Below are 15,227 nucleotides of genomic sequence, written 5' to 3'. Positions count from 1 at the left end.
AGTCCCGCGCTATTGCGGCTCATGCACATCCGATTGGGCGGTGCGCAGGCGTAGCGGACTGAAAGGGACCGTTTGCGCCTCGGTGGGCAGGTCGGCCTTGCTCCATCCGCCCCCAGCCGCACCGATCAGCGCCACGGCTGCCTGCAGGCGCCGCGTCTGGACTTGCACCTCGGCAATCTGGGCGGTCAGGGCAGCGATCTGGGCGACCGTGACGTTCAGATAGTTGTCGAGACCGTCGGTATAGAGACTCATCGAGATGTCCTGCGCCTTGAGTGCGGCCTGCAACGCGGTGTGCTCCTGGGCGGACTCGGTCGCGAGCTTGCCGGTCAGCACGAGCTGATCCTCCACTTGGCGAAACGCTTCGAGCACGGTGGCGCGGTAGTTGTCGCCCGCCTGCGCGAGTGGCACATGACGACGGTGCCGTTGCCGGTGGCGACTGCTTTTTGCATGCCCATCGCGCCGTAGCCGGCGAAGCGCGGCGAACTGGAGAAGCCGCGTTCGCCGTCGATGAAACGCGTGCGGGCGACCAGCGTGCGCGCCTCGTCGGCGGAATCGACGTGCGGAACCAGCAGTCCTGATGCGCCCAGATCGAGCGCGGACTGAATCGTGGCGACGTTCATGTCGGGAATCCGGACGAACAGCGGCAGATTCACGGAGCGCGCAGCGATCACCATAATGTCGAGCGTGGCGCGGTCGAACGGCGCATGTTCGGCGTCGACCACAGCGAAGTGGAGACCTGCGCCGCCGAGAATCTCAATGATCTGCGGCGCGCCCGTTTTGACGAAGGTGCCGATCTGGTGCGTGGAGGTGTCGTGCGTGGTTATTGTCGGCATGGTTGAAAGCGAAAAGGAAGCCCCGCGTCAAGACGCGGATGGGTTGAGCGACGCGCAATCGCGCGACGCCGCGCTGGTTTTTGTGTAATTGGCTCAGCTCCGGACGAGGTCCGGTCCACGGCGAGCAATACTAAGTCGCGCCGATCTCGCCATCCAAGCGGAATTCCTGAAGATTTCGCATCTCGGAATCAAAGCTAGCCTTTGCATTTTTTTTGGGGTCGCCGGCGACCTGTACTTTTCGCGCTGCGAAAAGTTGTGGAAACGCGCTTGGTGCGCCGGGGTACACGTGGAACCATACGGGGTGTCGAATGGGGCACGCGCCGACAGGCGCCTTTGCGCAACCCGTACCTCTTTGGAGACGAAATGCCTTCCATGCAGAACCACGCGAATTCCCCAGGCGGTCAGCACGTCAAACTGTTCGACTCGCACGCACACCTCGTGGCTGACGACCAGACGCGCTACCCGCGCAATCCGATGAAGCGCTCGCCCAATGCGCCGCCGCGCCTGCCCGGCGTGGTCGGTCTGCCGGGCGGCAAGCACGGCCCGAATCCGCTCAACGAAGTGCCGGACGTTTCGCGCATGCTGCCGTGGATGCGGGAAGCGTGCGTCGAGGGCGCGGTGGCGGTGCAGAAGCGGATGATCTACCGCTACGACAATAGCTACATCCTCGACTCGTCGGACAAGTATCCTGAGGTATTTTCTGCCGTCGTCATTCTCGATGCGCAAGACGAAGGCACGCCAGCGCTGGTGCGCTCGTACATCGCGAAACACAGCCTCGCAGGGGTGCGTCTGTTCGGCGGGCGCGAAGCCGACGGCACCATGCCGTGGCTGGATTCGCCGCGCGCGCTGCAGACGTGGGCGGTGGCCGACGAATACGGCATCGTGATGGATCTGGAAGTGTTGGCGATCGGCGGCGGCGGCCCGTCGGTGCCAGCCATCATCGCACTGGCGCGGCGCTTCCCGAACGTGCGGGTCGTGCTCGATCACATGCTCGAACCGGAAGTCGAAGACGACAACTATGGCTTCGACGCGCGCTACGTACCGCTCGCCGCCGAGCCAAATCTCTTCTTCAAGTTCACCTCGATCAACCTCGACATCTACCGCGAGACGAATACGCCGGCGCATGAAGTGCTGCGCCGGGCGGTCGATATCTTCGGTGCCGAACGCGTCATGTGGGGTTCCGATATCGGCACGTCGTCGGGCACGTACCAGGACATGGTGCAGCGCATGCTCGACGCCACCGCGCTGCTGACCGACGCGGAGCGCCACGCCGTCCTCTACGAAACGGGGAAGACGGCATTCGTGAAAGGCGGCGTGCGCGGCTAAGCACAACCCGAGTCAGCTAAGGAGATGACGATGTTTCTAGACCCGGCGGCCACGCCCGGCTTCAAGCGCACGCTGTTCAATGCGATCGTCGCTCCCCGCCCGATTGGCTGGATCAGCACGATTAACGGCAAGGGGCAGGTGAATCTCGCGCCATTCTCGCATTTCAATCTCGTCTCGACCGCGCCGCCGGTGGTGATCTTTTCGTGCAACGCGCCGGCCGACCGCCACGAGAAGGACACGATAGTCAACGTGCGCGAAACCGGCGAATTCGTCACGAATCTCGTAACCTGGGATCTGCGGGAGCAAATGAATCTCAGTTCGATGAACGCCCCGTACGGCGCCGACGAGTTCGAACTGGCCGGGCTCGACAAGGCGCCGAGCGTGATGGTGAAGCCGCCGCGCGTGGCAGTCTCACCGGCCAGCATGGAGTGCAAGTTGCTGCGGATCGTCGACATCGAGCCGACCGGGCCCGGCGAAACGTTCAGCAATGTGGTGTTCGGGCGCATCGTCGGCGTGCATCTGGACGAACGCTACGTCGATGCGGACGGCCGCTTCGATACGGCCCGCACCGATCCGCTGACCCGCCTGGACGGTAACCGTTACGCGACCGTCGGCCGCATGGACGTGCTCGGCCGCCCGAGTCCGCGGCGCGACTAACCCCCAATAACGAAGGAGCACGACATGACGACTCCGATCGATACCGGCGTGAGGGAAACCGCCGTCTACAATCTCGCGCCCGGCACCGTGGCGCGCGGCCAGAACTTCTTCGTGCAATGGCTGCAAGGCGACGGCACGGCCTTCGAAGCGCACAGTGCGTACGAAATGCTGCTGCTGCTTGCCGAAGACGGCGCCGAGGTCCGCGTCGGACAAAGAGCCGTGCAGTCCGTGCCGGGCCGCAGCGTTTGCGTGCTGCCGGCGGGCGAAATTACCGTGCAGCCGAAGGACGGCGGCCGCGCGGTGCTGATCGCGTCGTCGCGCGACGACCTCGCGCCCGGCGCCGCTTGCAACGAACACGACTATGCGTCGCCTGACGCGCGCATAGTCGGCAGCGATGCCGGTTATCGGCGCACGCGCGGCAACGGCGAGCTGCAGGTGATCGGCATCGACAGCATCCAGCCGCCAGCGGACAAGCCGCGCCTAAAGATGCTGCAATCGGACACGCTCAGCATCAATTGGGTCGAGTATCAGGATGCGCGGGACCGTTCGAACCTCAGCCCGCACAGCCACGCGGATTTTGAACAGGGCTCGCTCGCGATTCATGGGCATTTCGTCCATCACCTGCGGGTGCAATGGGGTGCCGATGCGAACCAGTGGCGCGACGATCAACATCTCGAAGCAGGCCCTTCTTCGATGATCACGGTCCCGGTTCATCTGATTCACACCACCGAAGGCGTCGGCGCGGGCCGCCATCTGCTGATCGACGTGTTCTCGCCGCCGCGCAAGGACTTCATCGACAAGGGATGGGTCGCCAATTCGGCCGATTACACGCGCGGTTGAGCGTGCATTTGCTAGGCGGCAAGTCCGACAGATGCTCGGGAATTCGCGTTGCCTTGAGAGCCAAAGAAAAGCACGCACGCGTCGACGAAATTGCGTGTGCGGCGCGGTATCGTCTGTTGACGAACGTATGCGACGCCAAGCGCAGCCGGTTTTCTGATCAATCGGCCGCCAGGAAAGACAAGCCGGAGCTGTTCGTCGGCTAGATGCTGTGCCACCAAAAGCTCGGGAAGTAGCGCTAAGCCGAAGCCGGACAGCGCCAATCGAATCGCCATCGATTCGCCGATGTTCATTCGGACGCTCTCGGGTTTCAGCTCGGCGACTTTTCCGTTCATCTCGATCCGTATCGCTTTGTCCGTGTCGGTGTCACCTTGGCAAGACACGATGATGTGGCCGGACAGGTCGCCTTGAGAAATATTGCCGTGATTTCGCTGCAAATAGGTATTGCTGGCTACCAGCGCGATGGGCGTGCATATGAGACGCCGGCAGACCGCTTCTGCATCGAGGATCAGTTCCGGCGGGTAGACGGCGACATCGTACCCGTCGTCATCCAGACGCAATGGGGTGGTGTGCGTGCTGACCGAAAGACCGACTTCAGGTGCGTTGCCCTGATACTCGCTGATGACTTGCGCGAGACCAGCCTCGATCGCCATCGGATGTGCCGCAATCCTTAACACGCCTTTTGCTTCGACGCGATCGCTTAAGAGGCGTTGCTCGCCTTCGTGAAGCCGGTTGAGGACGTCGACGCACACATCGAAATAGTCGCGTGCGCCAGGAGCCAGCAACACATGCCTGGACGTGCGGTTGACGAGCCGAGTCTGGGTATGCGACTCAAGGCTGCTGACGGCACGCGAAAGGGATGCGATCGAGAGGTTCAGTTGGCGAGCTGCCTTGGTGAAGCTCTCTAAGCGAACAACGGTAACGAAAGCTCTGATTGATTGGATGTAGTCCATGGTGCCTAACCGGGCCTTTAATGCAGGCGTGTTCGATTTGACGCCCGCATCGGGGGCGTCGCGATCGAGAGTGCTTTCGCGACAAGGAGTGGAGTGTAGGGACGTCATCGCCGCAGCAAAAATACAATACTGATATGCGTGCCATGCTTTCCGCGTATGTCAGCGATTAGCGCGGGTTAGGGCGGCTCACCCATCATCAACGTCATTGCGACCCGTCAACCCGGTCACGCCGAAAAATGGATCGCGGGGGCGCACACGCGATGCGTTTCGTTTGCGGCGTCTATAGAAATGATTGTGGCGACGTGTCAGGCGCAGGCATAAGTCGAAGTAATGGCATCAATGCCATCATTGTATTTTTCGGAACCGAAGTCGCTCCTTACACTGCAAGCCATGCAGTCGTGGACTGCAGATCGCTTAAACCAGTGCAAGGAATTGTCATGATCAAACTTCTTTCCCGCCTCGCTCCCGTCGCTATCGTGCTCGCAGCTTCGCTGGGTTCCGTTGTCGCCCATGCGGCAGATTCACAGGTCAGCGCGGGCAATGCGGTCGTCGCGCAAGCGCAAGGCCCCACGGATCAACAGGCTTCGGGCGTTGCGACGGTTCAAGCGCAACACGGCCTTACGAGGCGCGACGTTTATAACCAACTCGTTCAGGACGAGAAAGACGGGACGCTCGACAGGCTGAATGCAACCGTTTATTTCGGATCGTAACGACGCTCAGTGACGCACGCCGATTTGTATGCACCGTTGAGGGTTCCTTGAATGTTTAGTGGAACTATCCGACTGACGTGACGGAACCAGCGCGCTTCCTACAATCGCCATGGCGGGAACGGCAGGCTGTGTGCGATCAGTTGCCCATCTCGCCCGCTGCGGCTTCGACGTGTTCGCAGTGCAAACGGGCAACGACATTCAAAGTAATGAAACAACGCGCTCAATACAACGTTCGAAATAGCACTATTTGTGCCGGGGGCCTACGATGACCATCAACCGGCGCGCGTGTACTGCGGTACTGCTGGGCTTGTCTCTCTGGTTCCAGTCAGCGGTCGCTGACGAGGGCGTCATGCAATCGGGGCAGCGCATCGTCGAAATGGGCGATCAACACGGACATGCGAGTTGCGCAGCCTGTCATGCGGCCAACGGCGCCGGTCAACCGGCGTTGGGTATTCCCAGGCTGGCGGGCTTGCCTGCCGATTACCTGGAGCGGCAGCTGGCCTATTTCGCCGACGGCGAGCGCGACAGCGTCATCATGGCGCCCTACGCGAAGCGGCTGGATGCGTCGCAAAGACAGGCCGTGGCCCGCTATTTCGCATCGCAGGCTCCGCAGCCTGCCGACACCGCACCGCGTGCGGCGTCGGCTGAATTGCTCGCGCATGGCAAGGACATCTACGAGCGCGGGATCAGTGCGTTCCGTACGCCGGCCTGCGCGCAGTGCCATGGCGTTCGGGCGCTCGGCGTCGACGGCTTTTCGCCGCCGCTCGCGGGGCAATCTCCGGGGTATACCGTGCGCCAGCTCGAGCAATGGCGATCCGGTTCACTGCGCGGCGCGACCGGGAAATTCATGCGAGCCGAGGCGGCACACTTGAGCGACCTGGACATTCAAGCACTCGCGTCGTACGTCGCGACGCTGCCTGTCCCGCTCAATGCCAGTTCGAATGGAGACAAACAATGATGAAACGAGTCGGCGTGACAACTGTAGTCCTAATGATCGCGGCCGCCGCAATCTGGGCGGGAACTCGGGCTGCCCGCCATTTCGGCGGAGACGGGAGCGCCGCACAGTCCGCAGGCTTCCGGCCTCCGCCGGACTCTGCCATCCCTAAGGATCAGTTCGGCGACGTGGTCAGGCAAGGTGAGAAGATCTTTCACGATCCAGGAAAATACGCACCGGCGTTCGTCGGCAACAAGCTCAGTTGCGTCAACTGCCATCTTGCGGGCGGACGGTTAACCAATTCGGCGCCGCTCTGGGCCGCGTACATCTCGTATCCGGCCTATCGGAGCAAGAATGGTCACGTGAACACGTTGGCCGAGCGGCTGCAAGGCTGCTTCCGGTTCAGCATGAACGGCAAGGCTCCGGCGCTCGGCGATCCCACGCTCGTCGCGCTGGAGACGTACGCCTACTTTCTCGCCAAGGGCGCGCCCACCGGAATGTCGATTCAAGGGCGTGGCTATCCGAAGCTGCCGAAGCCGGACAAGCCCGCGGATTATCAGCGCGGCATGGTGGTCTATGCGCAGAACTGCGCCATGTGCCACGGCGCCAACGGTGAGGGCAAGTCCTCCGGCGGGCACGTGACGTTTCCGCCGCTTTGGGGGGCGCGGTCATATAACTGGGGTGCCGGCATGGCGGGGATAAACAATGCCGCCGCGTTCATCAAGGCAAATATGCCGCTGGGGCTCGGCGGTTCGCTGACTGTCCAGCAGGCATGGGATGTGGCCGCCTACATCGACAGCCAGGTCCGGCCGCAGGATCCCCGCTTTACGGGTGACGTCGCGCAAACGCGCAAGAAGTACCACAACTCGAAATCGTCCATGTACGGGATGACGGTGGACGGCGTCCTGCTGGGCGACCCGGCGCATACGCCGCCATCGGGGACGGTTCCGGCGGTGTCCACGACAGCTGTCGTATCGCCCAAACCGGAGGTCCATCATGAGTGAGCGCAACGACGCCGAGCCGCAGAGCTGTGAAACGGTCAAGCCGGTGGGCACCTGGGTGGTAGGAGGCTTCCTGATCGCAACGGTGCTGGCAGCCTGGTTGCTGGTATCGATGGTATTTCTAGCGAGAAGCTAAAGGGGGGAGCTCTTGAATCTCATTTCATCGGAAGAGGCGTTTGAGGATGCCTTCCATCGGGCCGCGCAGCAGCATGAGCGCGCGTGGGTCTTTATCGTGCTGGCCATGCTTGCCGTGCTGCTGGTCGGTACCATGTTCTTTGTGGTACTCGACTACGGCCTCGTTTCCCGAGGGACTTCGTTCCTTCGCCGACCTGACGCGGTCATGGACGATCCAGCCTTCCGCGAAGGCAAGGTGGTGCAGACCGGCTCGAACAGTTACGCCGTCTATATGGTCGGCCATGCCTGGGCCTGGTCGCCCGGCGTCGTTCATGTCAAAGAGGGCGCACAGGTGACGTTCTACGTCACCAGTACGGACGTGCTGCATGGCTTCGAGCTCCAGGGAACCACCATCAATGTCACTGCGATGCCGGGCGCGGTAGGAAAGGTCGAATATAAGTTCGATCGCGCAGGAACGTACTACATCATCTGCAACGAATATTGCGGCATCGAACATCATTCGATGATCGGCCGCATCATCGTCGATCCAAAGGACAAGTCATGAGCGCCGTCTTCCCGTCCTCGCCGGTATCGAGCGCGCCGGCTGTATCGGTGCCGCGAATGACCCCGGCACAACGCACGATGCTGGCGTTCCTCGTGACCGGCTTTTCCGCACTGATGATCGGCGCCACCATCGGCCCTTTTCAGGCACTTAACTACAGCGGCGTCGACGCGTATCCGTTCCTGCGGCCGCTGCTGCAGACCTACTACCAGGGGCTGACCATACACGGCGTCCTCAACGGCTACGTGTTCACGTTCTTCGTGACCTGCGGACTGCTTGTCTATCTGCCTTCGCGCGAGCTCGGGCTGACACCGAACCTGTTCCTGTGGCGCGCAGGTTTCGGCTGCATGGCGCTGGGTACGGTCATGCTGGTCGTGGCGATGTTCGACAACTCCTCCAGCGTTCTCTGGACGTTCTATCCGCCGCTGAAAGGGAGCCCCTGGTTCTATCTCGGCATGACCTTGCTTGGCTTCGGCAGCGTGTTCCCGCTTCCCGTCCTGCATGGGATGCGGAAACGCTGGAAACAGCACAATCCCGGCCGGATCACGCCGCTCGTGACCTATATGAGTCTGATCACGATGTCGATGTGGGTGCTTTCGGCGATAGGGATCGTGCTGGAACTTGTGCTGCAGCTCGATCCCTGGGCGCTGGGGATGATCGACACCGTCGACCCGCTGATCAGTCGTACGCTGTTCTGGCTCACGGGCCATCCGATTGTGTATTTCTGGCTCATGCCGGCCTACGTGTCGTGGTACGGCCTGCTGCCGAAGCAGGCCGGGGGCAAGCTGGTATCCGACCCGATGGCGCGCGTGACCTTCGTCCTGCTGCTGGTCTTCTCGCTCCCGGTCGGCAGCCATCACCAGTTCCAGGACCCGGGTTTTTCGAACGTCTGGCGCGGCATTCTGACGGTGTTGACGATGTCCGTCGCCTTGCCCAGCCTGATAACGGCCTTCACGATTGGCCTGTCGCTCGAATACGCGGGAAGGCTGCGGGGAGGCCGGGGCTTGTTCGGATGGTTCAAGGCGCTTCCGTGGCGCGATCCCAGCGTGGCGGGTCAGGTGTTGGCCGCAACGACCTTCATTCTCGGAGGCGCGAGCGGCATCGTGAACGGCAGCTGGCAACTCGACTCCGTGGTGCATAACACGACGTTTTTGCCGGGCCATTTCCACTTGACCGTCGGCAGCGTCACCGCAATGACGTTCATGTCGATTGCGTTCTGGATGGTGCCGCACTTGACCGGTCGCGAACTGATCAGCCGGCGCCTCGCGCTTGCCGCTGTCTGGGCCTGGTTTGCAGGAATCCTGATTTTCTCGTTTGGGATGCTGTGGGCCGGCCTTTATGGGGTGCCCCGTCGGGCATGGGTTTCGGAGCTGCCGTCTTCCGCCTATGACGCGCTCTATGGCACCGCGCATGTTCCGCTCGCGCTGGTGGCGCTGGGCGGCATCATCCTGTGGGTGGCCATTGCCTGCTTCTATATTGTGTTCTTCGGCTCGCTCTTTGCCGGAGCACGACGGGAAGCGCGGGTGCTGATCCCCTTTGCCCAGGCGTTCGGCAGGCGGGAAAGCTATGCGCTCGACGCGGCCGAGCCGGCGATGCCGGCGGAGCACGAGCATGAGTCGCCGACTGCCCGGGCGCTCGAACCGGTCGGCTGGTGGTCGCTGTTCGCCTTCGTGGTCATGCTGGCCGCCTATTTGCCGATCTTCTGGTCGTTCATGGGGCACGTGATCCATGCGCCCGGCTGGATGCTCTGGTAACAAGGCCAGGAGATACCGATGCCCTGCCTGCCAATCCGCTCGCGGTCGATATGGCGTTCGGCCTTGAGGGCGAGCGTGGTGCTTGCAGGCCTGCTGGCGATGCTTTGGGGCTACGCCGTTTTGGGCAGGAAGGCGGAATTCGAGGGGACGCCGGTCGCCGCGCGGCGGGCACCGGAGCTCGCTCTGCCGGACGATGACGGCCGGGCGTTCACGCTGCCCTCGCTACGGGGCCGTGCGGTGCTGGTCTACTTCGGGTACACGCATTGCCCGGACGTCTGTCCGACGACGTTGGCGGCGCTGCACCCGATCTTCGATCAGCTTGGTGCGCAGGCGGCTCACGTGCAGGTGCTCTTCGTCACCCTCGATCCCCAGCGCGATACGCCTGCACTGTTGCAGGCGTATCTTGCTGCGTTCACGCCGACCCCTCTGGGGCTGACGGGAACGCCGAAGCAAGTCGCCGAGGCGGCCCGTGCCTGGGGGATCCATTGGCGATCTGCCGAGACGGGCCGTTTCATCGACCATACCTCCGTCGTCACCTTGGTCGACCCCGAAGGACGAATCCGGGTTCGTTACGGGTATGCGCAACTTGCCGACCCCCGCGCCATGGCGCACGACATTCTGCGCGTGTTGCACGCGTCTGCCGCAGATAAAACATGAAAGCTGACTGGAATGCGTCCACGCTTGTGGTCTGGCTGTGCGCGAGTGGGATGGTTCCGGTGATAGGCATCGCCGGCGTCGCTCGCAGGGGCTGGCACTGGCGCCATGCGCTTGCCGGACTTGCGGCGGGGGCCTGCATGGCAGGCTCCGTACTCGGCTTGCGCGATCCGTTGGGGTCGATGGCCAGCTACAGCGCGTCACTGATGCTGCTCAATCAATGGGTGCCTCCGCTGCTGCTGATGTCGGGTCCCGCTGCCCAAAGGTCGCGCTGGCGCGGCACGGCTGCACCTGCGCCGGCTCGCGGTCTGGCAGGCTGGCTGCTCGACCCCTGGGTTGGCATGACCGTGTTCACGACGTTTTCCGTGATGGTCAGCCTCCCGGGCATATTCGAACCCGCGCTAGCGAATGCGCTCTTCAGCGCGCCGCTCGGCCTGCTCGAACTTCTTTCGGGCCTGATGTTCTGGGCTCAACTGTCAGGTAGCCTGCGCACGTTTCGATACGACTGGCAATCGGGCTTGTATGCGCTCGCCGGTTCGTTACCGATGATGGCAGTCGCTACTGTGTGGATGGTGTCGGCCGATATTCTCTACATGCCCTACGTCGACGTCGTTTGCCAATGGAATATTTCGCCGCTCGCCGACCAGCATTGGGCCGGCTTCGTCATGCTGACGATGGGTTTTCCGTTGCAGCTAGCGGGCGCCTGGCGACTGACGCAGCTGAATATGCCCGTGCTTCAATCTTGAAGCGACCCGCTGCCGGCGAAGATTTCGCCCCTTTTACCCGTGTCGTTGCCAGCGCGCGAAAGGGCCATGCGCTGGCTGCTCGAATCGGACCTCGCGGCAGGGCGGCAGACGCCAGGCAAACTTAACGGCCGGAGCCAACCGCGCGCCCTATTGGCACAGAGAACACGCGGCCGTCTACATCCGTCAGTTGCAGCTTGACGGCATGTGAGGCGTCTGCGGTATGTCCAGCCGGCAGCGGCAGCGTGATGTAGGACGCCGCCCCCATTGCCGCCCGCAATCCGAACGGTCCCGGACCAAACCTGTTATAGGCGTAGTCGTTCGAGAAGGCGGACTTGGGCAACTTCGAGAGCGCTTCGGCGTTCCATTGAGCGACGGGGGTGTTGTTCGCGTCGAGCAGTGCGGCGCGCACGATGTGAGCGGGTGCCTCAGGCGTACCCGCGTCGAGCGTTGCGTGGAAGTGCACATCGCCCTCGGCGCTGATTGTCGCGTCGCTCAGCGTGACGTGATGGGCGGTCGGGCTCACCGGGCCGCTATGGAACGGCGTCAATACCGAGCCGCGATAGTAGTTGTAGGTGCCCACATCGAACACGACCACGAGCACCACCGCCACGAGTGCAAGCTTGCGGAAGCCGATATCGGTCAGCGGCAGCGGCAGGCTGCCCGAGGCCCAACGGAACAGCTTGCTCTCGGCGCGCTGCGGCTTGTTTCTCACCAGGACATTGTCGAGCGCGTATGCGCCGCCGCCGCCGAGGAACAACGTCGCCCCCATCGCAAGGTTGCATGCGGCCATGGTCCATTCATCGATACAGGTGGCACCCTGCCAGCCGAACATCAGCATCAGCACGACAGAGAAGCCCATCGACGCGAGCGCTGCGGCACGCGTGTAGAGACCCATCATCAGCATCAACCCGACGATCAGCTCGGCTGCGCTGAAGAGAATCACGCCGGCGTACAGCAGAACGAAGTGATGGAGCATGTAGCTGATGACGTGGCTCATGCCGAGGATTGCACCAGGCATGGCCGTCTGGAACTTGTTCGCCATCCAGTGCGTGGCATTTGGGTTGAGCTTGCTCGGTGCGTAAATGAACCGGCGCGAGCCGCCGCCCCAGTAGATGAACCCCTGAATGGCGCGAACCGAAATCAATGATAGTGCGGCAATTCGCCCTGCGCGCTGCTCCAGTGCGGAGCGGGTGTGATCGTCGTCGGCCGCCCTACGCGCTGTGCTTTGAATGGAAATCGTACTCATTGCAGTATCCGTGAAATGAGAGTGTTGGTTGAAAGGCCCAGTTCGAACCTTGGGGCGGGAACTGTCGCCCGCCCTTGGGAACGTGGCGACAGCGTATCGGTCAACGCGGACCGCTAAAAATACTTTGAAGGCATTCGCGCGATGCCTTTTTATTATTCAGCTTCCCGAAAGCTCACTCATCGCAAGTTCCGGTATGCGTTGAAGTGATGGCCGCGATGCCATCAATGTATTTTTCGCGGCAAACATCGTTCCATACACTGCAGCCCATACGGTCATGAACCGCGACGTGTTTGATCCTCCATCGAATCATCATGAGCAACTTCGAACCCCAGACAATTCTCTCCGTTCGGCATTGGACGGACTCGCTTTTTAGTTTCTCTTGCACTCGCAATACGTCATTTCGTTTCGAGAACGGACAGTTCACCATGGTCGGTCTGGAGGTCGAAGGCAAGCCGCTCATGCGCGCGTACAGCATCGCGAGCGCGAACTACGAAGAAGATCTCGAGTTCTTCAGCATCAAGGTGCCGAACGGTCCGCTGACCTCACGCCTGCAGCATTTGAAGGAGGGCGACCCGATCCTGATCGGCAAGCGTCCGAGCGGCACTCTGATCGTCGACAATCTGTTGCGCGGCAAGACGCTGTGGCTGCTCTCGACAGGCACGGGGCTCGCGCCGTTTCTTAGCGTCATCCGCGATCCGTCGGTCTACGGCCGATATGAAAGGATCGTCCTCACGCATACGTGCCGCAATGTGCGTGAGCTCGCCTATCGCGACTACCTTACGCAAACGCTGCCCCAGGACGAGTTTCTCGGCGAGTTCGTGCGGGAGAAGCTGATCTATTACCCGAGCGTCACGCGTGAGGACTTCGCGAACCGTGGGCGGATTACCGATCTGATCGCTAACGGCAAGCTGTTCGGCGACCTCGGCGTGGAGCCGCTTTCCGTCGAGCATGACCGGTTGATGCTGTGCGGCAGCGCGCAGATGCTGAAGGACACGCGCGCGTTGCTCGAAGCGTATGGGCTTCAGGAGGGTAGTCAATCGTCGCCCGGTCACTACGTTGTCGAGCGCGCGTTTGCTTCGTGAACGACGTGCCGCTAATCCTTATGTCCAATTGATTGGAACATCCATGAAAGTCATCAAGTCGATTGCCGCCGCCACGCTGATTGCCGCCACGGCGGTGTCGTTTGCGGCCCATGCCCAGCAGGGCGAACCTCAAGGCTTCTGGAGTACGCCGACGATTCAGGGCTACGGTCCGATACATTTTCTGCCCGACGCCGCGTTCAAGCCGCGAGCGGATCAGACGTACAAAATAGTGTTTGCAATGACGCAGGCTGCCAAGTCCCCGGATGCCGTCGATCCGGCGCTGGACCACGTCGCCAGAACCGTCAATCTGTATGCGGCTGCGGGTGTACCGCTGTCGCATCTGAAGTTCGTCGCCGTCGCGTACGGCGCAGCGACTCCGCTCGTGCTCGACGACGCGCACTACCGCGCGGCGTACGGCGTGGCTAATCCGAACCTGCCGCTGATCGCGGAGCTGAAGAAGGCCGGCGTAACGGTGGCCGTGTGTGGGCAGGCCGTAGCCGAGCACCATTTCAACTATGACTGGGTTGCCTCGGACATCACGCCGGCACTCTCGGGCCTGACGACGGTCACGACGCTCGAGTCGCAGGGCTACGTCCTGATGCCGCTTTGATTATCGCTACGAGAGTGATCGACATGCCTTCATTCAACAAGACTTTTCTCGCATGCGTCATCAGCACGATGTGCGTGCTTGGCGCGCCGCTCGCCCATGCGTCCGGTTCTGCCGGAGCCAGTGAGGCGGCCGCGCCTGCGGCGGTATCGCAGAGCGTGTCGCCGCCCTGGCAGCACGGTGCGAACGACGACGTCGCGCAGCGCGGACTCGAATTCACCGAGCCCGACGCCGACAATCTCGCGGACTTTCACGGCGATCCGGTGCATCCGGCGCTGGCGCTGTATGTGGGCGGCAACTATTTCTTCGCAATGGCGCCACTCGTCCACGCATTCGAAGACAAGTATCCAGAATATCGTGGGCAGGTGTACTGGGAAACGATTCCGCCCGGGCTGCTCGTCAAGCAGATGGAGAACCGGGGCACCGTCACGGTCGGCAACATGACGTGGCCGGTCAAGCCCGATGTGTACCTTGCGGGCCTGAAGGCCGTGCAGAAGCAGATCGATGCCGGATTCCTGAAGGCACCGGCGACGCCGTATGTGACGAATACGCTGACCATCATGGTGCCGAAGGGCAACCCGGCGCACATCACGGGGCTGGCTGATCTTGGCCGGCCGGACGTGCGCCTCGCGATGCCGAACCCGGAGTTCGAGGGCATTGCGCGGCAGATCAAGACTTCGCTCGCGCACGCGGGCGGCGACGCGCTCGTCGATACGGTGTACGGCACGAAAGTGACCGACGGTACGACGATGCTCACCCACATCCATCACCGGCAGACGCCACTGTGGATCATGCAGGGCAAGGTGCAGGCGGGCGTGACGTGGCAGTCGGAGGCGATGTTCCAGGAGCAGGCCGGGCATCCGGTCAGCCACGTCGACATCCCGGCAGCGGAGAACACCACTGCGATATACGCCGGCGCGGTTGCCGCGCATGCGCCGCATGCGCAGGCCGCGCAGCGCTGGCTGCAGTTCATCCGTTCGCCCGACGCACTACACATCTTCGAGCGATATGGTTTCAAGCCGTACACGGGCGGCGCAGCGTGACGCGTTGAGAACAGTACGCCATCTTCGCGCGGATTGCGGAGGCGGCGCCATGGAGCGAACGATGTACCAATACGATCGGCATGATCAGACCATCGTCGACGAGCGCGTCGCGCAGTACCGCGACCAGGTTCGCCGCCGCCTGTCCGGCGAATTGAGCGAGGAAGAGTT

The 15,227-nt window shown here is 62.2% G+C and carries 18 protein-coding genes; 14 read left to right on the top strand and 4 right to left on the bottom strand.

Going from position 1 to position 15,227, the window contains the following annotated elements:
* Positions 1 to 9 precede the first annotated feature (9 nt).
* Both J3489_RS13010 and J3489_RS13005 read right to left on the bottom strand, forming a co-directional pair.
* Positions 10 to 348: a hypothetical protein gene (locus J3489_RS13010; RefSeq protein WP_508617094.1), complete on the bottom strand. Its 339-nt coding sequence runs from the start codon at positions 346 to 348 to the stop codon at positions 10 to 12.
* Positions 327 to 833, bottom strand: a complete 507-nt coding sequence (locus J3489_RS13005; RefSeq protein WP_242539996.1) for an aldolase/citrate lyase family protein — start codon at positions 831 to 833, stop codon at positions 327 to 329. Before J3489_RS13005 ends, J3489_RS13010 begins: the two co-directional genes overlap by 22 nt.
* 363 nt (positions 834 to 1,196) lie before the next feature.
* Between J3489_RS13005 and J3489_RS13000 the strand changes: the two genes are divergently transcribed.
* From J3489_RS13000 to J3489_RS12990, 3 genes are read left to right on the top strand one after another with little or no spacing between them, the layout of a single operon-like run.
* Positions 1,197 to 2,159 (top strand): amidohydrolase family protein, encoded by a 963-nt coding sequence (locus tag J3489_RS13000; RefSeq protein ID WP_242539995.1) that lies wholly within the window; start codon positions 1,197 to 1,199, stop codon positions 2,157 to 2,159.
* 30 nt (positions 2,160 to 2,189) lie between these two features.
* Positions 2,190 to 2,816, top strand: coding sequence for a flavin reductase family protein (locus tag J3489_RS12995; RefSeq protein WP_206998551.1), 627 nt, complete (start codon positions 2,190 to 2,192; stop codon positions 2,814 to 2,816).
* A 24-nt stretch (positions 2,817 to 2,840) separates the two neighbouring features.
* Positions 2,841 to 3,656: a cupin domain-containing protein gene (locus J3489_RS12990; RefSeq protein ID WP_206998550.1), complete on the top strand. Its 816-nt coding sequence runs from the start codon at positions 2,841 to 2,843 to the stop codon at positions 3,654 to 3,656.
* A gap of 11 nt (positions 3,657 to 3,667) precedes the next feature.
* Here J3489_RS12990 and J3489_RS12985 read toward each other — a convergent pair whose 3' ends face one another.
* The gene (locus tag J3489_RS12985) at positions 3,668 to 4,606 is read right to left on the bottom strand and encodes a LysR family transcriptional regulator (RefSeq protein WP_206998548.1); all 939 of its coding nucleotides are present in this window, start codon (positions 4,604 to 4,606) and stop codon (positions 3,668 to 3,670) included.
* A gap of 260 nt (positions 4,607 to 4,866) precedes the next feature.
* Here J3489_RS12985 and J3489_RS12980 point away from each other — a divergent pair, with 260 nt between their 5' ends.
* The 8 genes from J3489_RS12980 (at position 4,867) to J3489_RS12945 (ending at position 11,081) form a co-directional block, all read left to right on the top strand.
* Complete coding sequence (locus J3489_RS12980) at positions 4,867 to 5,316, top strand: hypothetical protein (protein ID WP_206998546.1); 450 nt, start codon at positions 4,867 to 4,869, stop codon at positions 5,314 to 5,316.
* A gap of 265 nt (positions 5,317 to 5,581) precedes the next feature.
* A complete protein-coding gene (locus J3489_RS12975) occupies positions 5,582 to 6,274 on the top strand; it encodes a c-type cytochrome (protein ID WP_206998544.1) in 693 nt (230 codons plus the stop codon).
* Positions 6,275 to 6,306: 32 nt separating this feature from the next.
* Positions 6,307 to 7,254, top strand: coding sequence for a c-type cytochrome (locus J3489_RS12970; RefSeq protein ID WP_206998542.1), 948 nt, complete (start codon positions 6,307 to 6,309; stop codon positions 7,252 to 7,254).
* Entirely contained in the window at positions 7,247 to 7,387 is a 141-nt protein-coding gene (locus J3489_RS12965) for a hypothetical protein (protein ID WP_206998540.1), read from the top strand. The genes J3489_RS12970 and J3489_RS12965 overlap by 8 nt, the downstream gene beginning before the upstream one ends.
* A 12-nt stretch (positions 7,388 to 7,399) precedes the next feature.
* Positions 7,400 to 7,930 (top strand): cytochrome c oxidase subunit II, encoded by a 531-nt coding sequence (locus tag J3489_RS12960; RefSeq protein ID WP_242539994.1) that lies wholly within the window; start codon positions 7,400 to 7,402, stop codon positions 7,928 to 7,930.
* The gene (locus J3489_RS12955; protein ID WP_206998538.1) at positions 7,927 to 9,681 is read left to right on the top strand and encodes a cbb3-type cytochrome c oxidase subunit I; all 1,755 of its coding nucleotides are present in this window, start codon (positions 7,927 to 7,929) and stop codon (positions 9,679 to 9,681) included. The genes J3489_RS12960 and J3489_RS12955 overlap by 4 nt, the downstream gene beginning before the upstream one ends.
* 18 nt (positions 9,682 to 9,699) lie before the next feature.
* Positions 9,700 to 10,338, top strand: coding sequence for an SCO family protein (locus tag J3489_RS12950; protein WP_242539993.1), 639 nt, complete (start codon positions 9,700 to 9,702; stop codon positions 10,336 to 10,338).
* Positions 10,335 to 11,081, top strand: coding sequence for a cytochrome c oxidase assembly protein (locus J3489_RS12945; protein WP_206998537.1), 747 nt, complete (start codon positions 10,335 to 10,337; stop codon positions 11,079 to 11,081). Before J3489_RS12950 ends, J3489_RS12945 begins: the two co-directional genes overlap by 4 nt.
* A gap of 121 nt (positions 11,082 to 11,202) precedes the next feature.
* On the opposite strand, the gene J3489_RS12940 is transcribed toward J3489_RS12945, so the two are convergent.
* Positions 11,203 to 12,327, bottom strand: coding sequence for a TQO small subunit DoxD (locus J3489_RS12940; RefSeq protein WP_206998534.1), 1,125 nt, complete (start codon positions 12,325 to 12,327; stop codon positions 11,203 to 11,205).
* Between the two features lie 311 nt (positions 12,328 to 12,638).
* On the opposite strand from J3489_RS12940, the gene J3489_RS12935 reads away from it, so the two are divergent.
* The 3 genes from J3489_RS12935 to J3489_RS12925 all read left to right on the top strand — a co-directional run bounded on the left by J3489_RS12935 (position 12,639) and on the right by J3489_RS12925 (position 15,059).
* Positions 12,639 to 13,409, top strand: a complete 771-nt coding sequence (locus J3489_RS12935; protein WP_206998532.1) for a ferredoxin--NADP reductase — start codon at positions 12,639 to 12,641, stop codon at positions 13,407 to 13,409.
* A 43-nt stretch (positions 13,410 to 13,452) separates the two neighbouring features.
* Positions 13,453 to 14,019 carry a DsrE family protein gene (locus J3489_RS12930; RefSeq protein WP_206998530.1) on the top strand — a complete coding sequence of 189 codons (567 nt, stop codon included), beginning with the start codon at positions 13,453 to 13,455 and terminating at the stop codon, positions 14,017 to 14,019.
* Between the two features lie 68 nt (positions 14,020 to 14,087).
* A complete protein-coding gene (locus J3489_RS12925; protein ID WP_374193452.1) occupies positions 14,088 to 15,059 on the top strand; it encodes a substrate-binding domain-containing protein in 972 nt (323 codons plus the stop codon).
* Positions 15,060 to 15,227 lie beyond the last annotated feature (168 nt).

Source organism: Trinickia mobilis (assembly GCF_017315705.1).
Classification (GTDB): domain Bacteria; phylum Pseudomonadota; class Gammaproteobacteria; order Burkholderiales; family Burkholderiaceae; genus Trinickia_A; species Trinickia_A mobilis.
The sequence above is the reverse complement of the archived record's forward strand: the minus strand, read 5'-3'. Positions and strand labels throughout refer to the sequence as shown.